This window comes from Arthrobacter sp. SW1, from assembly GCF_001766675.1.
Taxonomy (GTDB): Bacteria; Actinomycetota; Actinomycetes; order Actinomycetales; family Micrococcaceae; genus Arthrobacter.
This window is the reverse complement of record NZ_MJLT01000005.1, coordinates 52,331-74,490: the sequence shown is the minus strand read 5'-3', so window position 1 is coordinate 74,490 and position 22,160 is coordinate 52,331. Positions and strand designations below refer to the sequence as shown.

General features: G+C 67.5%; 21 protein-coding genes. 13 read left to right on the top strand and 8 right to left on the bottom strand.

Features of this window, described 5'->3' with window-relative positions:
• Window positions 1-24 precede the first annotated feature (24 nt).
• The 5 genes from BIU82_RS05320 to BIU82_RS05300 are packed head-to-tail and all read left to right on the top strand — an operon-like array spanning window position 25 to window position 5,187.
• A complete protein-coding gene (locus tag BIU82_RS05320) occupies window positions 25-1,668 on the top strand; it encodes an ABC transporter substrate-binding protein (RefSeq protein ID WP_070348428.1) in 1,644 nt (547 codons plus the stop codon).
• A 9-nt stretch (window positions 1,669-1,677) separates the two neighbouring features.
• Window positions 1,678-2,622, top strand: coding sequence for an ABC transporter permease (locus BIU82_RS05315; protein WP_070348427.1), 945 nt, complete (start codon window positions 1,678-1,680; stop codon window positions 2,620-2,622).
• Complete coding sequence (locus BIU82_RS05310) at window positions 2,619-3,512, top strand: ABC transporter permease (RefSeq protein ID WP_083292208.1); 894 nt, start codon at window positions 2,619-2,621, stop codon at window positions 3,510-3,512. Before BIU82_RS05315 ends, BIU82_RS05310 begins: the two co-directional genes overlap by 4 nt.
• Window positions 3,509-4,360: an ABC transporter ATP-binding protein gene (locus BIU82_RS05305; protein ID WP_083292207.1), complete on the top strand. Its 852-nt coding sequence runs from the start codon at window positions 3,509-3,511 to the stop codon at window positions 4,358-4,360. The genes BIU82_RS05310 and BIU82_RS05305 overlap by 4 nt, the downstream gene beginning before the upstream one ends.
• A complete protein-coding gene (locus BIU82_RS05300; protein ID WP_083292206.1) occupies window positions 4,357-5,187 on the top strand; it encodes an ATP-binding cassette domain-containing protein in 831 nt (276 codons plus the stop codon). The genes BIU82_RS05305 and BIU82_RS05300 overlap by 4 nt, the downstream gene beginning before the upstream one ends.
• Window positions 5,188-5,228: 41 nt before the next feature.
• On the opposite strand, the gene BIU82_RS05295 is transcribed toward BIU82_RS05300, so the two are convergent.
• Together BIU82_RS05295 and BIU82_RS05290 are read right to left on the bottom strand one after the other, a co-directional pair.
• A complete protein-coding gene (locus BIU82_RS05295) occupies window positions 5,229-6,773 on the bottom strand; it encodes a SulP family inorganic anion transporter (protein WP_070348426.1) in 1,545 nt (514 codons plus the stop codon).
• Window positions 6,770-7,879 (bottom strand): RelA/SpoT domain-containing protein, encoded by a 1,110-nt coding sequence (locus tag BIU82_RS05290; protein WP_070348425.1) that lies wholly within the window; start codon window positions 7,877-7,879, stop codon window positions 6,770-6,772. The genes BIU82_RS05295 and BIU82_RS05290 overlap by 4 nt, the downstream gene beginning before the upstream one ends.
• A 98-nt stretch (window positions 7,880-7,977) precedes the next feature.
• Between BIU82_RS05290 and BIU82_RS05285 the strand changes: the two genes are divergently transcribed.
• Complete coding sequence (locus BIU82_RS05285) at window positions 7,978-8,802, top strand: alpha/beta hydrolase (RefSeq protein WP_070348424.1); 825 nt, start codon at window positions 7,978-7,980, stop codon at window positions 8,800-8,802.
• 12 nt (window positions 8,803-8,814) lie between these two features.
• On the opposite strand, the gene BIU82_RS05280 is transcribed toward BIU82_RS05285, so the two are convergent.
• The gene (locus BIU82_RS05280; RefSeq protein WP_070348423.1) at window positions 8,815-9,693 is read right to left on the bottom strand and encodes an alpha/beta fold hydrolase; all 879 of its coding nucleotides are present in this window, start codon (window positions 9,691-9,693) and stop codon (window positions 8,815-8,817) included.
• Window positions 9,694-9,903: 210 nt separating this feature from the next.
• Between BIU82_RS05280 and BIU82_RS05275 the strand changes: the two genes are divergently transcribed.
• Both BIU82_RS05275 and BIU82_RS05270 read left to right on the top strand, forming a co-directional pair.
• Window positions 9,904-10,854 carry a carbohydrate kinase gene (locus BIU82_RS05275; protein WP_070348422.1) on the top strand — a complete coding sequence of 317 codons (951 nt, stop codon included), beginning with the start codon at window positions 9,904-9,906 and terminating at the stop codon, window positions 10,852-10,854.
• A gap of 29 nt (window positions 10,855-10,883) precedes the next feature.
• A complete protein-coding gene (locus tag BIU82_RS05270; protein WP_070348421.1) occupies window positions 10,884-11,699 on the top strand; it encodes a Cof-type HAD-IIB family hydrolase in 816 nt (271 codons plus the stop codon).
• Between the two features lie 94 nt (window positions 11,700-11,793).
• Here the strand turns inward: BIU82_RS05270 and BIU82_RS05265 are convergent, their stop codons facing one another.
• The 5 genes from BIU82_RS05265 to BIU82_RS05245 form a co-directional block, all read right to left on the bottom strand.
• Complete coding sequence (locus BIU82_RS05265) at window positions 11,794-13,371, bottom strand: xanthine permease (protein ID WP_070348420.1); 1,578 nt, start codon at window positions 13,369-13,371, stop codon at window positions 11,794-11,796.
• Complete coding sequence (locus tag BIU82_RS05260) at window positions 13,368-14,792, bottom strand: DUF1116 domain-containing protein (RefSeq protein ID WP_070348419.1); 1,425 nt, start codon at window positions 14,790-14,792, stop codon at window positions 13,368-13,370. Before BIU82_RS05260 ends, BIU82_RS05265 begins: the two co-directional genes overlap by 4 nt.
• Entirely contained in the window at window positions 14,792-16,339 is a 1,548-nt protein-coding gene (gene fdrA, locus BIU82_RS05255) for an acyl-CoA synthetase FdrA (protein ID WP_070348418.1), read from the bottom strand. Before fdrA ends, BIU82_RS05260 begins: the two co-directional genes overlap by 1 nt.
• Window positions 16,340-16,371: 32 nt before the next feature.
• On the bottom strand, window positions 16,372-16,980 hold the full coding sequence (locus BIU82_RS05250; protein ID WP_070348417.1) for an ankyrin repeat domain-containing protein: 609 nt from the start codon (window positions 16,978-16,980) through the stop codon (window positions 16,372-16,374).
• 149 nt (window positions 16,981-17,129) lie between these two features.
• Window positions 17,130-18,473 (bottom strand): LuxR C-terminal-related transcriptional regulator, encoded by a 1,344-nt coding sequence (locus tag BIU82_RS05245; RefSeq protein WP_083292205.1) that lies wholly within the window; start codon window positions 18,471-18,473, stop codon window positions 17,130-17,132.
• A gap of 141 nt (window positions 18,474-18,614) precedes the next feature.
• Between BIU82_RS05245 and hxlB the strand changes: the two genes are divergently transcribed.
• From hxlB to BIU82_RS05220, 5 genes are all read left to right on the top strand, one after another.
• On the top strand, window positions 18,615-19,247 hold the full coding sequence (gene hxlB, locus BIU82_RS05240; RefSeq protein WP_083292204.1) for a 6-phospho-3-hexuloisomerase: 633 nt from the start codon (window positions 18,615-18,617) through the stop codon (window positions 19,245-19,247).
• A 60-nt stretch (window positions 19,248-19,307) separates the two neighbouring features.
• Complete coding sequence (gene hxlA, locus BIU82_RS05235) at window positions 19,308-19,931, top strand: 3-hexulose-6-phosphate synthase (protein WP_070348416.1); 624 nt, start codon at window positions 19,308-19,310, stop codon at window positions 19,929-19,931.
• Window positions 19,932-20,067: 136 nt separating this feature from the next.
• Window positions 20,068-20,907 (top strand): pyrroline-5-carboxylate reductase dimerization domain-containing protein, encoded by an 840-nt coding sequence (locus BIU82_RS05230; protein WP_070348415.1) that lies wholly within the window; start codon window positions 20,068-20,070, stop codon window positions 20,905-20,907.
• Between the two features lie 112 nt (window positions 20,908-21,019).
• Window positions 21,020-21,268: a hypothetical protein gene (locus BIU82_RS05225; RefSeq protein ID WP_070348414.1), complete on the top strand. Its 249-nt coding sequence runs from the start codon at window positions 21,020-21,022 to the stop codon at window positions 21,266-21,268.
• 42 nt (window positions 21,269-21,310) lie between these two features.
• A complete protein-coding gene (locus tag BIU82_RS05220) occupies window positions 21,311-22,159 on the top strand; it encodes a glycerophosphodiester phosphodiesterase (protein WP_070348468.1) in 849 nt (282 codons plus the stop codon).
• Window position 22,160 lies beyond the last annotated feature (1 nt).

Genomic DNA, 22,160 nt, shown 5'->3' with positions numbered 1-22,160 from the left:
CACGTCAACAAAGGAGTTCTCGTCTTGTCCAGAAGCGTTTTCCCCCGAAAAATCCTCAGCAGCGCCGCGGTCCTCGCGGCAACAGCCCTGGCACTCAGCGCCTGCGGCGGATCGAACAGCAAGCCTGAAGCCAGCAAGGTTTCCGTGGACCTGGCCAATCTCGCCACCACCACCCCGCGCGGCACCGAAGCCGTGGACAAAGTGGCCTGGAACCTGCCATATGAGCCGCTGTCCCTGGACCCGATGCTCGGCTTCAACTACGCCGAAAACACCGTGACGGCGAACCTGTGCGAAAGCCTCATGCGCATGACGCCGGAGCTCGGCACCGAACCCGGCCTCGCCGAAAGCGTCTCCGCTCCGGATGACACCACCCGCGTCTACAAGATCCGCGCCGGCGTGACGTTCTGGGACGGCAGCCCGCTCACGGCCGAGGACGTCGCATACTCCCTGAGCCGGCAGACCGGCAACGGCGGCTCCTACTTTGCCGACTACTTCCTGAATGTCGCCTCCGTTAAGGTCACCGGCGACCGCGAAGTGACGGTCAAGCTCAGCAAGCCCGACGTCCTCTTTGAGCAGGCAATGGCCAGCGCAGCGGGCGCGATCGTCCAGAAGAAGGCGGCCGAGGCCGGTGGCAAGGCATTCGGCACGCCGCAGGGCAAGCTGCAGTGCACGGGCCCCTTCGCCTTGGACAAGTGGACCCCGGGCAAGAGCATCGAGCTGAGCAAGAACCCTGCCTATTGGGACAGCAAGCTGGCACCGCTCGTGAAGAAGCTCAGCTTCAGCTTCATTGCCGACGAATCCACCGCAGTCAACGCCCTGCGCAGCGGCGACATCGACGGCCAGTACTTCTACCTGCCGCCGGCCGGCCTCTCCCAGCTGCAGCAGAGCGACAAGGTCACCCTGACCCACGGCAAGTCCCTGGTGTTCTGGACCCTTGCCGCCACCAGCAAGAGCGGCCCGTTTGCCAACCCCAAGGTGCGCGAAGCCCTGTCCTTGGCCATCGACCGCAACGCCCTGGCCAAGGTGGTCTTCCAGGATGCCGCCATCCCCGCACCCACCCTGGTGGGCCCGGACTACTGGGGCTATGAAAAGGACGCCTTCGCCAAGGCCCACGCCGGATTCTCCGCAGCGCCGGACTTCGAGAAGGCCAAGAAGATCCTGGCCGAGGCCGGCCCGCAGGACGGCAAGATCGTGCTGGGCGTCCAGGGCAGCTCCGCCGTGCACGAACAGACCGCCAACGTCTTCCAGGCCGCCGGAACCGCGATCGGCCTGAAGGTCGAAACCAAGGTGATCCCGGTGGAGCAGTTCGGCAACCTGTACTTCGATCCCGCCGCCCGCAAGGGAATCGACGGCTTCTTCACCACCTACTACGGCAACTTCGCCGACCCCCTGGACGTCTACCAGATCTTCCGCACCGGCGCCCATGGCGACTACATCGGCTGGAACGACGCCGACGCCCAGCTGAACAAGGCCGTCGGAACCACGGACAAGGCCGAACGCGCCAAGCTGACCATCGAAGCGCAGAAGCTCATCACCGAAGGCAACCCGCGCATCCCGCTGGCCTACGAGCCGAACACCCTGGTGCAGAGCAAGCGCATTTCCGGCGCCACGGCGTCCTTCGCGTACCTCTACTACCCGTGGGCCGCGACCATCGGCGGGGTGAAATAGCCGGTGTCCATGGGTTCCTACCTCCTCCGGAGGCTGGGAGGCCTGCTGCTGGTGCTCCTGGTGACCTCGTTCATCGTCTTCGGACTGATGTACCTGGCACCGGGCAGCCCGCTGGCCTTCGTACTCGGCCCCCGGGGCGGCACGCCTGAACAGGTGGCGGCCGTGACCGCGCAGTACCACTTCGACGATCCCTTCTTCGTGCGGTACTTCCGCTGGCTGGGCGATATTGTCCAGGGCGACCTTGGCCATTCGATCGTCTACCGCCAGGACGTCTCCGCCCTCATGTCCGGCCGCATCGGCACCACGGCGGCACTTGTCTCGCTCTCGGCGGTGCTGATCGCCGTCGCCGGTGTCGGTTTCGGAACGCTCGCCGCGCTCAAGAGCCGCTGGGTGGACACGGTGGTGTCCACGCTCGCGGCGATCGGGCTGTCCACGCCGTCCTTCGTGGTGGGCGTCGCGCTCATCAGTGTGTTCGGCGTCGGGCTGGGCTGGTTCCCCACCTTCGGCGTCGGCTCCGGCGGCTTCGACACCCTGGTGCACCTGATCCTGCCGGCCATCGCTCTCTCGGTGGCCAGCGCGGCCTACCTGGCCAGGATCACCAAGGCCGCCGTGAACGAGGAACGCGGCCGGGAGCACGTGCAGACCGCCACCGTGCGGGGCCTCGCCGCCGGAGTGATCGTCCGCCGGCACGTGCTGCGCAACGCGCTCATCCCGATCACCACGGTGATGGGCCTGACCGTGGCCACGCTGATTGCCGGGGCCGTGGTGGTGGAGAACGTCTTCGCATTGGACGGCCTGGGTTCCCTGCTGGTCCGGGCCATCCTGCAGCGGGACTTCGCCGTGGTGCAGGCGGTCATCCTGGTGCTCGTGGTGGCGTTCGTGGTGGTGAACGCGATCGTCGACTTCCTGTACACCATCATCGATCCACGCATCGCACTGGGGAGCCGGCAATGACACTGAGCATCAAGCCACCTGTGAAAACCGTGAAGCGGGCGGCCGTGGAACTGCGGCAGCCCGGCGTCCTGCAAAAGGGCTACGAACGGCTCGGCCTGGTCGGAACGGCCGCCGCGGCGGTGCTGTTGGTCATCGTGCTGGCCGCGGTGTCCGCACCCGTGCTGGCTCCGTACGATCCGGACTTCCCGGACCTGTTGGCGGCCCTGGGCGGCCCGACGGCGGAGCACCCTTTGGGGACCGACGCCCTGGGGCGGGACATCCTTTCCCGCCTCATGTGGGGTGCGCGGGTCACCCTTGCCGGCCCCGGGCTGGTGATCCTGCTGTCGACGGTCGTGGGCACCGCGCTGGCGCTCGTCGCGGCATGGTGCGGCGGCCGGGTGGACACCGTCATCAGTTGGGTGCTGGACATCCTCTTCGCGGTTCCGGGCATCGTTTTCGCACTGATTTCGGTGGCCATCTGGGGGCCGAGCCTGCTGACCGTCGTGGCCGGCCTGGCCGTGGCGTACGTTCCGTACGTGGCCCGGGTGGTGCGCGGCGCGGCGTTGCGGGAACGGAACCTGCCGTACGTGTCCGCGGCTTGGTTGCAGGGCCAGTCCGGCGTGGGCATCACCTTCACGCAGATCCTGCCGAACGTGCAGCCGATCGTGATCGCCCAGGCCGTGTCCTCACTGGGCTTCGCCGTGATCGACCTCGCCTCCGTGTCCTTCCTGGGCCTTGGTGTGCAGCCGCCCACCGCGGATCTCGGCCTGATGGTCAAGAGCGGCTTTGATTCCGTGCTGCGCGGCCACCCCGGCGAGGCAATCTCCGCCGGCGTCCTGATCATCCTGATCGTCTGGTGCGTCACCGTCATCGGTGACCGCCTGACCAGCACTGCAAGGAGCATGCGATGAGCGAAGCCCTGCTGACCTTGACCGACGTCCGGGCAGTCCTGCATTCCCGGCACCAGTCCCAGTCCCTGCTCAACGGCGTCAGCTTCAGCATCGCCAAGGGCGAGGCCCTGGGCCTGGTGGGCGAATCCGGCTCCGGCAAGTCCCTCACCACCCGCGCCGTCACCCGGATGCTGGACCCCGCCTTCGAGGTGTCCGGGTCCATCAGTTTCGATGGCGCCGAGGTGCTGTCCATGGGGCCGGCCGAGCTGCGCAACTACCGGTCCCGGGACATCGGCATGATCTTCCAGGACCCGCGGGCGCACGTGAACCCGGTGCACACGGTGGGCGATTTCCTCACCGAAGAACTGGTGCGCAACCGCGGCCTGGCCCGGGAGGAGGTGGAGCAGCGGGCCATCACCCTGCTGGACGAGGTGGGCGTGCGGTACCCGGAACGCCGCCTCACGCAGTATCCGCATGAACTTTCCGGCGGCATGCTGCAGCGCGTCATGATCGCCAGTGTGCTCCTGGCCGAGCCGCGGCTGATCCTGGCGGACGAACCCACCACCGCGCTGGACGTCACGGCGCAGTCCGACGTCATGGCAATCCTCGACGAACAGCGCCGCGCCCGCGGGCTCTCCCTGCTGTTCATCACCCATGACCTGGAGCTGGCGGCGGCATGCTGCGAGCGGCTCGCAGTGATGTACGCGGGGGAGATCGTGGAGCAGGGCGCCCACGTCTATGAATCGCCACGCCACCCGTACACGATCGAACTGCTCGGCGCCCGGCCAAGCATCGACCAGCGGCTCGAGCGCCTGCCGGTGCTGCAGTACAACCGGGACATCCACGAACAACTGAAGGCGGAAGCATGAGCACCGAAGCGCTGGTTGTCGCGCAGAATCTGAGGAAAGTCTTCCCCGCCCCGAAGGGGATGAAGTCGGAGCCGATTGTCGCCGTCGATGACGTGTCCTTTGAGCTGTTCCCCAACGAATGCCTGGCGATCGTGGGGGAGTCCGGTTCCGGAAAGACCACGGTGGCCCGGATGCTCGTGGGCCTGGAAACGGTCACCGGCGGCAGCCTCAGCGTCCGCGGCGAAGACCGGAACAAGGGCGCGCGCGGCCTGGCCGGGCGGCGTCGCTGGGCGCGCGAGGTGCAGTACGTCTTCCAGGATCCCTACTCCTCGCTCAATCCGCGGCAGGGCATTGGCGACATCATTCAGGCGAGCCTGTCCCTGCACGCGCCCGGCAATCCGGGGAAGCGGGAGCTGAAGCTGAAGGCCGGGGAAATCCTGGACAGCGTGGGCCTGGGCTCCGCCTTCCACAGGAAGTTCCCGCACCAGCTCTCCGGCGGGCAGCGCCAGCGCGTGGCCATCGCCCGGGCGCTCGCGGCGGACCCGGCGGTGATCGTCCTCGATGAGGCCGTGGCGGCGCTGGACGTCTCCATCCAGGCCCAGATCCTGAACCTGCTCAGCGACATCCGGGCCCGCCGCGAGGTGAGCTACCTGTTCATCTCGCACGATCTGGCGGTGGTCAACCAGGTCTCGGAGCGGATGATCGTGATGGAGCAGGGGCGGGTGGTCGACGCCGGCAACACTGCCGAGCTGTTGGCCAACCCCGTGCATCCCTACACGCGCTCGCTGCGCGCCGCCGTCCCTGGGCCGGGATGGAAGCCGGTCCGCCGGGAGCGGCTGGCGTCCTAAGGGCTCTGCCGAGGTGTGCCCGACGCCGGCTGGCGGGGGAGCTATCCCAGCTTCCCCGCCAGCCGCTCGCGCATGGCGGCGCTGGCCGTGTTGAGGCCGATGAATTCCACCTCGCGGCCGTGGTTCCGGTACTTCTCCGTGACCGAATCCAGCACCGCCACGGTGGAGGCGTCCCAGACGTGCGAGGCGTGCAGGTCGATCACCACGCGGGCAATCCGGTCCTCGGCGTCCTTCGCGTAGTCGAACTGGGTGTAGAGATCGTTGGAGGAGGCGAAGAACAGTTCGCCGTCCACTGTGTACGTAGCCACGGTTTCGCCGTTGAGCTCCAGTTCCGTCCGTTCCACCGTGGCGAAATGGGCCACGCGCCGTGCGAACAGCACCATCGCCGCGAGCACGCCGGCCCCGACGCCGATGGCCAGGTTGTGCGTCGCGACCACCACCGCGACGGTGACCAGCATGACGCCGGTTTCCGACTTCGGCAGCCGCCGCAGGGTGGAGGGTCGCACTGAATGCCAGTCGAAGGTGATGAGCGAAACGAAGATCATCACGGCCACCAGCGCGGCCATGGGGATCATGCCCACCACGTCGCCCAGTACTACCACCAGGAGCAGGAGGAACGCCCCGGCCAGGAAGGTGGAGAGCCGGCTCCGGGCACCCGAGCCTTTGACGTTGATCATGGTCTGGCCGATCACCGCGCACCCGCCCAGGCCGCCCAGGAAACCCGTGACGATGTTCGCCGCGCCCTGGCCCCAGGACACCCGGGTCTTGTTCGAACGGGTATCCGTGATGTCGTCCACCAGCTTGGCCGTCAGCAAGGATTCCAACAGGCCCACCAAGGCCATGGACAAGGCGTACGGGGCGATGATCCGCAGGGTGTCCAAGTTCAGCGGGACCTGCGGGAAGAAGAAACCAGGCAGGCTGCGCGGCAGTTCGCCTTCGTCGCTGACCGTCGGCACATCGATGCCTGCCAGGACGGTGGCCAGCGTCAGCAGCACGATCGCCACCAAAGGCGCGGGCACCGCCGTCGTGAGTTTGGGCAGGGCGAAGACGATCAGCAGGCCCACCGCCACGATCGGATAGACCATCCACGGCACGTTCACCAGCTCCGGGAGCTGCGCCATGAGGACCAGGACGGCCAGGGCGTTGACGAAGCCAATCATCACCGAGCGCGGGATGAACCGCATCAGCCGGGTGACGCCGAGCGCCGCCAGCAGGATCTGGAAGACCCCGGCCAGGATGATCGTGGCGATCAGGTAATCGAGGCCGTGCTCCCTCATGACCGGCGCGATCACCAGCGCCACGGCACCGGTGGCCGCGGAGATCATGGCCGGGCGGCCGCCCACGATCGCCGTGACGATGCCCATGGTGAAGGAGGCGATCAGGCCCACCCGCGGGTCGACGCCGGCGATCACCGAGAACGCGATGGCCTCCGGGATCAGGGCCAGCGCCACCACCAGGGCGGCCAACGATTCGGTCTTGAGGCGGCGCAGCGAGCGGAAAGTGAAGCGCAGCGACTGCAGCTGTTCCGGAGTGGCGTGTTCGGGTTTCAGTTCTTGTCCAGGCGTCAGTTCTTGTCCAGGCGTCATGGGCGGGCAGTCTGGCGGTAGCGCTCGATTTGCTTCAGCCGCCGCTGGAGGCTGTCACGCCGCGGGTGCGGAACGACGTCGGGCCCTTCGGCGGTGAGTTCGATATGCCGGGGGCCGTACTCCCACAGCAGGAGGTCGTCCAGCAGGCGGTCCGGGCCGGGGGAGTAGCGGTGGTCCAGGGCCTTCCGGACCTCGGTGATGCGGCCGGCGCTCAGCAGCCCGGCCAGCTCCACGGTCTTGTTCAGACCGTGCGCGGCGAGGAGTTCCGCGGCCCAGCCCCAGTCGTCGTCCACTTTCCGGTCCACGTGCGGCAACAGGGTGCGCCAGACGTCCCGCACGCGGTTGGGCGTGAGCGGGCTGGCGCCTTCACCTTCCAGGTCCCAGTAGCCGCGCACCTCGGCATAGCGTTCGTTGAGGTCGGAGAACGCACTCTCCACGGTTTCCAGCATGGCGGCCGTGGCGGTGAACTGTCGGTCGAAATGCGGGGTCCAGGCCCGGGGGTCTTCGGCCTTGAAGCGGATGTCGTGCTCGATCTCGCTCCAGGCGTGCGCGAACACGGTGCGGATCTGGCACTCGAAGAAGTAGCTGCCGTTGGCCGGCAGCTCCGGGTTGAAGATCTGCTGGTATTCCTTGACCGATTCGTTCTGGATGGTCCGCAGGATCAGGTGCCGGCTGGAGTAGCCGTAGGTGCCCGATTCGATGGAGCCGATGTCCTTCTCCCGGTCCCCGCGGCAGTCGAAGAGCTGGCGCTGGCGCTTGATCAGGTTGGCCACGGCGGCGTTCTCCGCCGGGAGCTTGGTGATGACGCGGATGCCCACCATGTCATTGAGGGTGCGGAAGGGATCCGGGAACTTCAGTTGCCGCGGCCCGCCCGGCTCCAGGGGCTCATCCGTGCGGGAGATCTTTTCACGGAAGGAATCCACGGTCTTGGTGCGGCCAGTGACGAACAACGGCACGGAATCGCTGTTCTTCAACATGTCGCGCAGCGTGAGCAGCACGTCCCGGGTGACGAGTTTCAGCGCCGGGCGCACGCGCTCATAGATCTCGACGTTCGCCTGCACCGATTCGCGCAGCCGGGGATCCAGCTTCTCCCAATTGCTTGCCATGCCCCCAAGCTTACGGCGCGGGGCTGACACCGCACCCGGCCGCGAAATGCGTTGTAGGCTCGTGGGAGGCTCTTGCAGCACCCCAAAGGAGGCACGCAGTGAAGCGGCAGAAGTACCACTACGGCGAGCACCCCAGCCAGTGGGCCGAGCTTTTCCTACCGGAACCCGCCCATGGCTCCAACGGCCATCGGCCGGTGACCACCGGCGTCGCAGTAGTGATCCATGGCGGTTATTGGCGCTCGCAGTACGGTGCGGAACTGGGTGAGCCGCTCGCCCGCGACCTCGCCGCGCACGGCATCGCCGCATGGAACCTCGAATACCGCCGGGCCGGCAACGGCGGCGGCTGGCCGCACACTTTCGAGGACGTCCTCAGCGGCATCGACCACCTCAAGGAAGTAGCCCCGGAACACGGGCTGGACCTCAGCAAGGTGGTGGCGCTGGGCCACTCGGCCGGCGGCCACCTCGCGGTGTGGGCCGCCGGCCGGCGCCGCCTGGACAAGATCGGAACGCCCGACGCCGACCGGCAGCTGGTGCGCAACGGCGACGACGCCGCGGTGCAGCTCAGCGGCGTCGTCAGCCAGTCAGGGGTACTGAACCTCGCGGAGGCCGAGCGCCTCAACCTGAGCAACGGCGCGGTGGACAACCTGATGGGCGGCGATTCCGTCAGATACCCCAAACGGCATATTTACGCCGACCCCATGAAGTGCCTGCCGCTGAGCATTCCCGTATATGCCGTGCACGCCATGGATGACGAGGACGTTCCGGCCAGCCTGTCCGAGGCCTACGTCAACGCTTCCCTTGCGGCGGGCGGCGCGGCCCAGCTCCTCAAGGTCCCGGGAACCCACTACGACCTCATCGATCCCCGCGCCGCCGCCTACAAGAAGTGCCGCGAGCTGGTGCAGCGGATGCTCACCGGAGCCTAGGCACTACAGGTACTACAGGCACAGCGGCCGGAACGCCGGGTCCGCCGGGCCGTCCTGGGCGAGCGCGTTCGCCACCCACTGGTGCACCACGGGATCGTTGGGCGTCTGGTCGTGCTCGAACACGTCGAGCGGGCAGGCATCCTGGAGGGTGATGTTGGTGACCTGCTCCGGGCTGCCCGCCAGGAACTGGCTGCGGTACGGCGTCACCACTTCGTCGTACCTCGTGGAAATGACGGTGTAGGCAGGGCCCTTCACGGTGTCGCCGATCGAGTTCAGCTCGGTCATGAACGCCGAGCCGGCTTCCTGGTCAATGCAGGCCTGGCAGATCGGGCCGAAGAGCTGCATCTCCGATGGCGTGCCGTCCGGCGGCGGGACAATCAGTCCTTCGGTGCCGTGGTTGGAGGGCGAAATGCCTACGAGGTGGTGCACTTTCTTCGCACCGCTCAGGAAGCCCATGTAGTAGCGGGGCATCATGCCGCCCTGGCTGTGGCCCACGATGTCCACCTGGCGTGCCTGTGTGGCGGCCAGGACCGCGTCGATGAAGGGCGCCAGTTCCCGGGCCGAATCAGCCACCGGACCGGAGGCGGCAATTCCGTTGGCTTCGCCGTAGTTGAGGGCGAAGACGCAGTATCCCTGCGATTTCAGCGCAGGGGAGAGGGTGCTCCAGTTCTTGGCCATCGTTTCAAAGGTTCCCGGGACCAGGACGACGGGATAGGGATGTTCCGCCGTTGGCTTGCAGGCCCAGTCGTTGGCGCCGGGCGGGTCGATGTCCAGGGTGTCAGCCGAGGCCGCGGCGGGTCCGGCGAACAGGGAAAGCACCAGGATGGCGGCGGCGGACAGGGCTGCCGTAACGGATCGTTTGTGCGTTGTCTGAGGGCGGTGCACTGTCATAGGGCACTCCAATCATTGAGAAGGTTCCGCGCCTCAGTGGCGCACATCACATTCCCCCAAGTCCCAGCAGGTTACTTGTCGGTAACTTCTGCTGCAATAACGTCGCCCCGAAAATGGGAAAACGTGCACAATCGCTGGTGATCCTGTGGCGGGAGTAACAGAAGTGCCGTCTCTGGCCCGCCGCTTGGCCGCTCTGGCAGAGTGTTCCCCATGCTGACTGTGATCGGAGAAGCCCTGGTGGACGTGGTCCGCCGTTCCTCGGGCGAAGAAGCGCACGTGGGTGGAAGCCCGCTGAACGTGGCCGTGGGCCTGGCCCGGCTGGACCACGCCGTGCAGTTCATCGGGCGTTTCGGCAAGGACCCCTACGGTGAAGCCATCGCCGCCCATCTCCGCTCCAGCTCCGTGATGGTTCCGTTCGCGCCGGACGGCAAACCCAGCAGCGTGGCCACCGCCGTGATCGACGACGACGGCGCCGCCAGCTACACCTTCGACCTCGCCTGGGAGCTCCCCGGCCTGGCCGAGCGTCTTCCGTTCATGCTGCAGGGCGCCTCCCTGCTGCACACCGGTTCCATTGCCACCATGCTGGAACCGGGCGCCGCCGAGGTGCTCGCCGCCGTCGAACACGCCCACCCGAACGCGACCATCAGCTTCGATCCCAACTGCCGGCCCAGCATCATCACGGACCTGGAGTACGCACGTGCCCAGACCGAACGCTTCGTGGCGCTGGCGGACATCGTCAAGGCTTCGGACGAGGACCTCGAATGGCTCTACCCCGGCGTGGACGTGCGCGAGTCCGCCCGCCGCTGGCTCAGCCTGGGCAGCGCCTCCGGCCGTCAGGGCCCCGCCATGGTGGTGGTCACCCGCGGTTCCGCCGGTCCGTGGGGTGTCACCGCCGCGGGTGAGGCCGAGGTTCCCGCGCCCAAGGTCAAGGTCGCGGACACTGTGGGCGCGGGCGATTCCTTCATGGCCGCCCTGCTCTCCGGCGTGGTGGACCGCGGGCTGGACGGCGCGCAGAACCGGGAAGCCCTGCGCGCCATGCCCGCTGAGGTGCTGCGCGAACTGCTGGCCCACGCGGCAAGCGCGGCCGCCATCACGGTGTCCCGGGCCGGCGCCAATCCGCCCACCCGCGCGGAGATGAACGCCCTCAACGCCGGGAAGTAGCCCCGGAACAGGCCCCGTAGACTGGCAGGATGCGGCTTGTAGCAAGTGACATCGACGGCACCATCCTCGGCCACGACGGCCGGATCAGCAGCCGCACCGTCCGCGCCTTCCACGCCTGCGCCGAGGCCGGCGTCGAGATCGTCTTCGTGACCGGCCGCCCGCCGCGCTGGCTCTACCCGCTCCGCGAACAGCTCGGCCACAGCGGCACCGTCATCTGCTCCAACGGCGCGGTGCTGTGGGACCTCGAGGAAGACAAACTGCTGTCCGCCCGCGCCATCGGGCTCGACGCCGTCCTCGAAGCCCGCCGCCTCATCAAGGAACTGTGCCCGGACGCGCTGTTCGCCGCCGAAACCGTCGCCGGCTTCCACCTCGAACCCGGCTTCGTCGAGAACCCCACCAGCGAACTGCTTGCCGAGTTCAGCCCCGCACCACTGGACGAGACGCTCACGGCGGAGGACGCCGTCGTGAAGTTCCTCGCGGTGACCCGCACCGGCACCCCGGACGCGTTCCTCGCGCAGGTGCAGCCCGTCGTCGCGCACCTGGTGGAAACCACGCACTCGGCGCCGCGCACCGCGCTGCTGGAAATGTCCGCGCCCGGGGTGAACAAGGCCGTTACCCTCGCCGAATACGCCGCCTCGCTGGGCATCCCGGCGTCGGAGGTGGTGGCGTTCGGGGACATGCCCAACGACATCGAGATGCTCCGCTGGGCCGGCCACGGCTACGCCATGGCCAGCGGCCATCCGGAAGCGATCACCGCGGCCGGCCGCCAGGCGCCGCATTTCGACGACGACGGCGTGGCCCAGGTGATCGAGACGCTCCTCGCCGGGATGAAGCTGGGAGCCTGAACCGGCTTCCCCGCGCCGCCCACCTTCCCGGCCCGCGATACAACCGTGGCCGGGAAGGATCGCTCCTCCCCGGCCACAGCCGCTGTATTGCCGCTTACTCGCCGGACTGTTCGCCTGCCAGGGCGAGTTCCCGCGGCGGTTCCTTTTCACGCATCATGCGGTCCTGGAGCAGCTTGGCCCCGAAGAGCGCCGCCACCATCAGGTAGCTCATCATGAACGTGTTCTGCGATTCACCGAAGCCCGGAACAGGCTGGTGGATGACGCCGAAGAAGGCCAGGGTGGCTGCGATCACCGCAGCCACGATGCCGTGGACCGACTTGTTCCGGATGGCGAAGATCGCGATGCAGCCCCACAGCAGCGAGGACAGCGGAGCGCCCGCACCGAGGTGGGCGATGCCCGTGAAGAAGGTGCCGGCCCCGTTCAGGGCCTGTGCACCGACCTCGCCCACGGTGGTGCCCGCGGCCTTGAGCGTGTTGCCTACCAGGGTGTTCGCCCAGTTGGCGATCCAGGGGAACAAGGCCACAAAGATGACCGGAACTTCCGGCTTCGGGGTCTCGCGCACCGCCTGGTTGGCCGTCACGATGCCGATGTAGATCAGGATCGGAGCGATGGCCGCCATCGGGATGATGGACAGCAGCAGTGCGCCAAGGCCGAAGAGGCCCACCAGGAACATCGTGATGCCGTTGAGCAGGGTGTAGCCGATGCCGGCGCCCATTTCTTTGTACGCGGTGTGGCCCACGTACACGGTGACCGGGAAGGGGTTGCCCATGAGGGCGCCGATCATCGAGGAGCTGCCGTTGGCGAGCATCACCGGGCGGGCCTTGTAACGGTCGCCCGCGGCTTCCGCGGATTCGATGTTCTCAAGGTCGAACACGTAGTTCGCCAGCGCCAGCGGCACGGCCGAAGCGAGGTGCGGACCGGCGTGTGCCAGGCCTTCGATGAAGGTGGTGATGTGCACGGTGGGCGGGTGGTAGCCGGCGTGCGCCAGGGCCTTGGTGATGGCTTCGGGCGACTGCAGGCCGAAGGCCCACGCGAGGGCGGTGCCCACCACCAGCAGGAGCAGGCCGGTGGGGATCTTCTTCAGGAACGGCGAACGGCCGAACCAGTTCATGAACACGAGCACCAGCACCACGAAGGCGACCACCGGGAACTGGAAGGCCTGCAGCATCGGGTTCATGGCCAGCAGCAGCAGGCCAAGGCCGGCGAGGCAGGCAAGGAGCACCGTGCGGGGAACGGCGCGGCGCAGCCAGTCGCCCACGAAGGAGCCAGCGAACAGGATGGCGCCTTCGGCGAAGCCCCACACCAGGGCGATGCCGAGCGTCAGTTCAGCGTTCTGCGTTTCCCGGTACACGGGCAGCAGCACGAGGAACGTGACGGTGAAGATCGACGGCGCGCTGGGGCCGGAAGGCAGGGCCACGACGTCGCCGCGTCCTTCCTTCTTGGCCAGCTGCCGCGCAAACGTCACGTACGCCACGGAGGCGACCAGGATCGCCAGGCCGAAAGCCGGGGCGATGCGCCCGACCACCAGTTCCGCGGGGAGGCCCACCACCACGGTGAGCAGCGCCGTCATGGTGAGGAGGTTGGTGAGGTTGTTCGTGAACAGGCCGAAGTAGGCCGCTACGTCACCCTTCTTCCACCACTTCAGGCCGGTTTCGGCGAGGGCCGTGCTCATTGCGCGATCCGGCGGGAGAGCTCAAGGAGCGCCTGCTGGAATGCCTCGACCGGCGGGTGGACGATGCCGGCGCCGATCATGCCGATGCCCGGATCCTTGTGTGCGATCGCGGTGTTGATCAGCGGCAGGATGCCCGTTTCGATGACCTTGCGGACGTCGATGCCGCTGGGGACGCCCATGAAGTCCAGCGCCGGGATGGTCACGTTCGGGTTGTTGCCCGTGGTGATGGCGTTCATGGTCTTGGAGTAGCCCATGGCCTCCTGGACGGTGCCGCCCACGAGGGCCACGATCGCCGGCGCCGCGGCCATGGCGAAGCCGCCGATGCCGTAGGTTTCGGTGATCGCGGAGTCGCCCATGTCCAGGCCGGAGTCGGCCGGGGTGTAGCCGGCGAACATCGGGCCGACCACCTGCTGCGCGGGGCCGGTGAACCACTGGCCGCCGGTGCCGGAGACCCGGATGCCGAAGTCGACGCCGTTGCGCGCCATGGTGGTGACCACGGTGGAGTTTTCGATGCCGTTGGCTGCGTCCATGGCGGCCTTGGCGGTGACCATCCAGGTGGGGCCGGAGAAGTAGTCCGAGGAGGCCACGAAGTCGAAGACCTCGCGCTTTTCCTTGGTGGTGAAGTCCGTTTCGAGGATGTACGGGGCCAGCGCCTGGATGAGCAGGGTGGTGCCGGCAACGTTGCGGTTGTGTGCCTCGTCGCCCATGTGCAGGGCCTGGGACAGCATGAGGCGCAGGTCCAGGCCGTCCTCGTTGAGCTTCATGGCCTCGGAGAGGACCGGGCCGAAGACGTCGCGCATCCAGTTCAGGCGGTCGATGACGCTCTGGTCGTTGGCACCGAAGCGCAGGATCTTGGAGAGCTGTTCGGACAGGTTGGTGTAAGCGGTGTTGCCGTGCGTGCGGTTGGTGACCTTGTGGACCCACATGCTGGCACTGGTCACACCTGCCATGGAACCGACCGACTGGTGTTCGTGGCACGGGGAGAAGGTGATCTCGCCGGAGGCCGCGAGTTCGCCGGCTTCGTCCAGGTCCTTGGCCAGGCCTTCGAACACCAGCGCACCGGTGACGGCACCCTTCATGGGGCCGCACATGCGCTCCCAGGTGATGGGCGGGCCGGAGTGCAGGATGGTGGTCTTGGTCATGCCCGGAACGGTGTCGATCGCCTGGCCGAATCCGTCGAGGAACGGCTGCGCGGCCAGGATGCGGCTGAGCGCTTCCTGGTTGGCGGCGTCGATCTTTTCGGCAATTTCGGGGCGTTCGAGGCGGCCCAGGGCGGAGATGATCTCCGGGTCGCCGCCGCCCGGCGGGGTCCAGTCCATGAGGACCGGCGTGGCGCCCTGTGCCCGCAGGTCATCGGCGAACATGTCCAGGCCGAGGTTGACCGGCTTGAGGTCGGAGCTGAACAGATCGTTGACGCTCATCAGTTGTTACCCTTCGCGACGAATTCGCGGGCCAGGAGCCCGAGGTTGGTGGAGGAGGAGGCGATGGTGACGCCGGCGGCTTCGAGCTGGGCGATCTGGTCTTCCACGGCGGGGGTGTCCAGGTCGGTGCCGAGCACGTAGCCCAGGATTTCCAGGTGCTGGCCGCGGGCCTCGGCCTTGGCCTTGGCTTCCTTGATGGCCGGGATGGTCACGCCCACCGGGTCCTCGTGGGAGCCGAAGCCCACGATGAAGTCCATGGCGATGACGCCCACCTCGGGATCATCGGCTTCCTGGACCAGGCGCTGCAGGCGCAGGGAGGGGTCGATCATGGGGTGCGGGCGGCCGTCGGTGAAGTCGTCGTCGCCCATGTCCAGGTAGGTGTGCTCCTTGGACGCGTCCGTGGCGCCCATCGTGTAGGAGGGATCCTTCTGGATGTTGGAGTACACGTTGTCGTACTTGGCCAGGGCAGCGAACATGGCTTCGTCGCAGAGCGTGCCGCCGCAGAACAGGCCGCGGACGTACTTCTGTTCGGGCGCCAGCTTCGCCTGGACTTCCGCGATAAGCGGCAGGTTGAGCGGGTGCATGTCCAGGGTGGACTCGTCGACGCCGGAGGCGATGACGGCTGCCGCGGCGGCAGGCTTGGTGCCGGAGACGAGCTTGACGTTGTCGTAGCCGGATTCGGTGCGGGTGGAGCCAAGGAAGGTCACGATGACGGGCTTCGACGCGGCGCCGGCGACGGCCAGGACCTTGTCCGCGACCTCTTCCGCCGGGGGCTTGGAGACGACCAGGATGACCTTGGTCTCGGGGTCGGCGTCGAGGGCGCGGATGCCGTCGATCATGGAGATGCCGCCGACTTCGGTGGACAGGTCGCGTCCGCCGGTGCCGATCAGCTGGGAGACGCCGCCGCCGAAGTCGTGCACGCGGACGGAAACTTCCTGGCTGCCGGTGCCGGAAGCTCCCACGATGCCGATGCTGCCACGGCGCACGGCGTTGGCGAAGGCCAGGCCGGTGCCGTTGATGATGGCGGTGCCGCAGTCCGGGCCCATGACCAGCAGGCCCTTTTCGTGGGCCAGGGTCTTCAGCTCGACCTCGTCTTCAACGGAGACGTTGTCGGAGAAGATCATCACGTGCTTGCCGGCGTTGAGCGCCTTGCGGGCCTCGCGTGCGGCGAAGGCGCCGTTGACGGAGATGATCACCAGGTTGGTGTCGGCGGCTTCCTCGAAGGCGCCGTCCAGGGTGCGGTAGCGCACGGCCGCGGCATCCGCGCCGCCGCTGTTCTTGCGGGCCAGGATGTCTTCGACGCCGGAGATCGCGTTGTCCAGCTGGTCATCGGCGGCGTCGACGATGATCATCAGGTCGCTGGGCTTGGCTGCCTCGATGGCGGGGTCGGTGATGTTGAGGTTCGCCAGAACTTCCTTGTTCATCGGCGTTGCCATGGCGATGAACGCCTGGCTGACTCCCTCGAGCGCGTTGGCCTTGGTGCTCATGGACATGAGCGAGACCGAGTCGAGGTAGGTGTTTTTCCTGATATCGATGTGCCTGGTCATCGTTTTCCTTTCCGGGACGAGGGTGGAGGCCCTTAGGCCTGGTAGCGCTCGAGGATGCTGACGATCTCGGTGTAGCCGCGCTCGCGGGCCAGCTCGATGGGCGGGACGCCCCACTTATCGGGCATGCCGGGCTTGGCGCCGTGCTTGAGCAGGAGCTCCACGAGTTCCTGGCGCACCGGTCCGCCGTCGCCGAGGATGATGGTCTCGATCAGCGCGGTCCAGCCGAGGTTGTTGGTCAGGTTGACGTTGATGTTGGTGTTCTCGAGCAGGTAGCGGACCAGCTCAAGGAAGCCCTTCTCGGCGGCGGGGGTCAGGCCGTTGCCGCCCATGCGGGTCAGGCGCTTGAGGTCGGTGCCGGCCTCGACCATGATCTTGACCAGTTCCAGCTTGTCGTTGAGGCAGCCGAAGATGAACGGGTTGGCGCAGGTCTGGTCCTGAGCGTCGATGTCGACTCCCTCGGCGATGAGGGCGCGGACGACGTCGAGGTGTCCGCCGCGGGCGGCCCGCAGGATGGCGGTGGCTTCCTCGCGGTCAACGGCGTTCTTGTCGGCGCCATCAGCGAGGGCGGCACGGACGCCTTCCAGGTCTCCGGCGGCTGCGGCGACGAGGTAGGCCTCGTTGGCAGTCTGTGAGTCGGTCATCGATGTTCTCCTTGGGGTAGGGCAATGCGGTATACCAAATGATACGTATGGCCCGTAGGAGATGCGATAATAGTGCGAAAATAAGGAGATTTCCGCTTGGGGTATACCACTCCGCGCAGTTTGTGACGCGTGGCAGCGTCAGGAAATGTCTAGGAGTGGGCGCGGATCCCGTGGCTGTGCGCCAGGGCGATCGCCTCGGTGCGGGAGCTGACGCCGAGTTTCCGGAAGATGTTCCGCAGGTGGAATTTGACCGTGTTTTCGCTGATGAACAGCTTTGCGGAGATGGCCCGGTTGCGCTGGCCCGCCGCGAGCAGCTGGAGGACCTCCATTTCGCGTTCGGCCAGGCCCCATCCATCAGCGTCGGCCACCGGAGCGGACGGCGGGTCCAGCGGCAGGACCACCTGCACATCGGCGCCCCAGCCGGCCATCACCTCCATGTTCATCCGGCCGTTCAGCGCAGCCACCCGCGCGTTGAGGCGCGCGATGTTGGGTGAGTCGGCGGACAGTTCCCCCTGGCCGTCGTCGCGGACGTTGATCAGCAGGTTCTCGCCGTCGCAATCCCACTGGGCGCGCACGCGCCGCACCTGCGGCTGTTCGACGATCGCCAGCACCAGTCCGCGCACGATCGCCCGTGCCGCGTGGGCCACCTCGCCGGGCAGGGCGCGGCCGTTGACCGGCGGCTCGATGAACTGCACGTCGATGCCGCTGAAATGCGTCAGGGGGCGCAGCTCCTCGCGGAGCCGCTCGAAGGCCGTGGCCACCGGTTCTTCCACCAGGTCGGTGGTGCGGTCGCTGACGGTGCGGAGTTCCACGAGTGCCTTAACGGCGAGATCCGTGACGTTCCGCCGCGCCGCGGCGTCGTCCAGGCTGTTCGAACGCAGCGCCGCCAGGAGGGTTTCGAGGGTGGTGGAGTGCCGGTCCACCAATTCGGCGGTGACGCGGAGCCGTTCGGCGGAGGCCGCGCGGGATTCCAGCAAGTACGACGGCGGAGCGTCCGCCACCTTTTCGCGGATGCGGCGGGCTGCCAGCCGCCACAGGTAGTCCAGCATCCTGAGTGCCTCGGCCCGCTTTGCGCTGTCGGACGGAAGCTGCGGGGACGTCAGGGTGAGGAGGGCGTTGGTCTCCGAGGGGAGGGCCAGGACCGGGTGTTCCTGGCCCGCGATGACGGCCGTGCCTTCCCATGGGCCCTGTTCCGGGGTCCAGGAGTCCGGAATGCGTGCACGCAGCTGGTCCAGTTCGGGGACGGACACCCTGCTGATGATGGCCTCGGCCCCGGCCTTCTTTTGCGGACGGCCGGTGCAGTCCTCGGTGAAGATGATCAGCGCGCTGTTGCCGGCGTAGGGCAGCACGGCCTGCCGCAAACGCTCGGCGATGCTCAGCAGGGGCGCATTCACCAAGGCGGCGACGGCGTCGAGCAGTTCCTGGTGCGCAGTGTAGGCAGCGGGCGCGGCGTCCCGGACGGGCGCGGTGGTGGCAGCAGGCGCAGTGGTCATCCCGCCACGATAACCGCCCAATCCGGCTCCCGGCTACCCGAACGGGTAGCCATTACTGCCCATCATCGCTGTTCTTCCTACCCGTTCAGGGACGCGACCATGGATCAACGAAGTCGTTCAGGGCAGAACAGGAGGCAAGGCATGACCCTCACGGTCGAGGCAGTCGCCGCCGTTTCAGGAGACGCCGTTTCCGAAGAGGCAGCGTCCGAACAAGCCTCCCGCCTGATCCGTTCCAACCTTGCCCTCGTGCAGGAAGAGATCACCCGGACTGCTGCCGGGATCAACCCCGGACAGCTCGCCCTGCTGGCCGGTGAACTGCGTGGTGCGCAGCGCGTGTTCGTGGCGGGGGCGGGCCGCAGCGGCCTGGTCCTGCGGATGGCAGCCATGCGCCTGATGCACCTGGGCCTGGACGTCCACATTGCTGGCGATACCACCACGCCCGCCATCCGTTCGGGCGATGTGCTGCTGCTGGCCTCTGGATCGGGCATCACGTCCGGCGTGGTGCGCGCGGCGCAGACGGCGGCGAAAGCCGGCGCCCGCCTGGCTGTGTACACCGCAAACCCGGACTCGCCGCTCGCGGAACTGGCCGACGTCGTGGTCACCATTCCCGCGGCGCAGAAAACGGACCACGGCTCCGCGCTGTCCGCGCAGTATTCGGGAAGCCTCTTCGAGCAGGTGCTTTTCCTGGCCTCGGAAGCCGTTTTCCAGACCCTCTGGGACCACGACGCCACCCCGGCCGAGGAACTCTGGCTCCGTCACGCGAACCTCGAATAGGCCCACGCGGTGCCACGCCGTAAACCACCCATAAGCTCCCGCAACAAGAAAGAGATGCCCATGAAGCTGCAAGTCGCCATCGACGTCCTCTCCACTGAAGCCGCCCTTGAGCTGGCCGGCCAGGTTGCGGAGTACGTGGACATCATCGAGCTCGGCACCCCGCTGGTGAAGAGCGAAGGCCTCTCCGCCATCACGGCCGTCAAGGAAGCCCACCCGGACAAGATCGTCTTCGCCGACCTGAAGACCATGGACGCCGGCGAACTCGAAGCCGACATTGCTTTCAAGGCCGGCGCGGACCTCGTGACCGTGCTCGGTGCCGCCGACGATTCCACCATTGCCGGTGCGGTCAAGGCCGCCAGGGCCCACAACAAAGGCGTTGTGGTCGACCTGATCGGCATCGAGGACAAGGTGACCCGTGCCAAGGAGGTCCGCGCCCTGGGTGCGAAGTTCGTGGAGATGCACGCGGGCCTGGACGAGCAGGCCCAGCCCGGCTACGACCTGAACGTGCTGCTGAACGCCGGCGAGGAAGCCCGCGTGCCGTTCTCCGTGGCCGGTGGCGTGAACCTCTCCACCATCGCCGCCGTGCAGCGCGCCGGTGCGGAGGTCGCCGTCGCCGGTGGTGCCATCTACGGCGCCGACGATCCGGGCGTCGCCGCGAAGGAACTGCGCGCCGCCATCATCTAAGGCGCGCCAACAAGCCACAGCGGCGGTGCGTTCCTGCCGGGAGTGCGGACAGGACTCCAGGTCCCGGCAGGACTGGGTGCGCACCGCCGCTGTATTTTTTGTACCCGTTTCCATGACCCGCCCCCAGGAAGGAAGAATGCCGGCCATGATCGCTTTCCTGGGCTGCGGTGAAATGAACGAGGCCATCATGGCCGGCCTTCTGACGGCCGGAACTTCCCCGGACCGGGTTGTCGCCACCGTCCGCAGCGCGGACCGGGCGGCCGCCCTGCGCGGCAGCTACCCGGGCGTCACCGTCATCTCCACCGAGGAAAATCCGGACGGCAACAGGGCGGCGTGCATCGGCGCCGCCGTCGTCGTGCTGGGTGTGGCTCCGGGCGCGACGGCGGAACTCGCCCGGGCGGTCGGCCCGGCGCTGCGCCGGGACGCCGTAGTGGTGAGCGTGGCTGCGGCGCTGCCGCTGGCGCAGCTCGAGGCGGCGCTGCCGGAAGGCCAGGCGGTGGTCCGGAGCATGCCGAATACGCCGCTCAAGGTGGGCCGCGGCATCGTGTCGCTTACGCCGGGCAGCAGTTGTACCTCCGCGCAGTTGCAGCAGGCCAGGAGCATTTTCGAAGGTTCCGGCACGGTGGTGGAGGTGCCGGAGGAGCAGATCGCGCTGGTTTCGGCCATCAGTGGCTCGGGCCCGGCGTACGCCTACTACCTGGCCGAGGCCATGGCCGCTGCAGGCGCCGGTCTGGGCCTGGAGCCGGGGCTCGCCGAGCTCCTGGCCCGCGAAACCGTGGCCGGTGCGGGCCTTATGCTCGCTGCGCCCGGCGCGACGGCGTCCGCACTGCGGCAGGCGATGACCGGTCCGGAAACCATCACCTCGCGCGCTATCGCGGTGTTCGAAGAGCGCGGACTTCCCGGCATCATCGCCGAAGGCGCCGGGGCAACGGTGAAGCGCACGGGCGAAGTCACCGCCCGGCTGGTGCGCAATTAAGCCGATTAACCGCAATTAAGCTCAGTGCAAACTCACATCTTGAATCCAACTGCCGTTCAACTTCGCGCCGTAGGCTGGCGCCATAAACGAGAGCTCACTTCAGGGGGACCCCATGGCCAAGCGTAAGACGAACGGCTTCTACGACGCGCCCATTCGCCGCGCCGAGCCGGCCGAGCATTGGAAGCAACTGCGCCAGGGCGACCGCGTCAGCGTGAAGCTTGCCCCGGGTTATGAGAACCGGGGCCTGGTGGACGCGGTCTCCGGCGACCACAGCATGGTGTGGATCAACCTCGACGGCGGCCGCGGCCGCACGCTGGTGCACTGCGGCGACGGCGTGGAGATCGTCCGCCACGAGGGCTGAGGGATTGCGGCTGAGGCGCGTTACGCTACCCGGGTGAGCCGGATCCTGCCCTACTTCCTGCATCCCAACGGCCTCAATGCCGACGGCAGCAGCCGGCCCCTCGCGCTGGCCCACCGCGGCTTTTCCCTGGAGGGGCTGGAGAATTCCGCGGCAGCCTTCCGCGCCGCCGTCGAACTCGGCATCACGCACCTGGAGACGGACGCCCGCGCCAGCCGGGACGGCACCGTTTTCCTCTTCCACGACGACACCCTGGACCGTGTCACCGACCGCCGCGGCCGCATCAGCGAACTGCCCGCCGCCGAAATCTCCCGCGCGAGGATCGGCGGCCTCGAGCCCATCCCGCTGCTCGAGGACATCCTGCACGGTTTTCCGGATGCCCGGCTGAATATCGACGTCAAGGATTCGAACACCATCGCTCCGCTGGCCGCCGTGATCGAACGCTGCGGCGCCCATGACCGCGTCCTCATCACGAGCTTTTCGGACAGCCGCCGCCGGGCCGTGCTCAACAGCCTCAGCCGCCGCCCGGCGTCGTCCGCGGGGATCGCCTGCACGGCAGCGTTCGCGCTGCTCGGCCCGCTACTGCCGGCGGGCTGGCTTGCCCGCGTGATGCACGACGTCGACGCCCTCCAGGTGCCCGTCCGTTACGGACCGCTGCGGCTGGTGACGCCCGGGTTCCTGGCGCGCGCCCGGCGCCACGGGCTGCAGGTGCACGTCTGGACGGTGAACGATCCGGCGGAGATGCATGAAATGTTCGAGCTTGGCGTGGACGGAATCGTCACGGACCGGGCCGATCTGTTGCGGAAAGTCTTGGAAAAGCGTGGCCAGTGGTGGCCGAGTGACGCCAGTGATCCGCGGGACGACCAAGAGCGAAACCCAAATGAAGTTAGCTAAG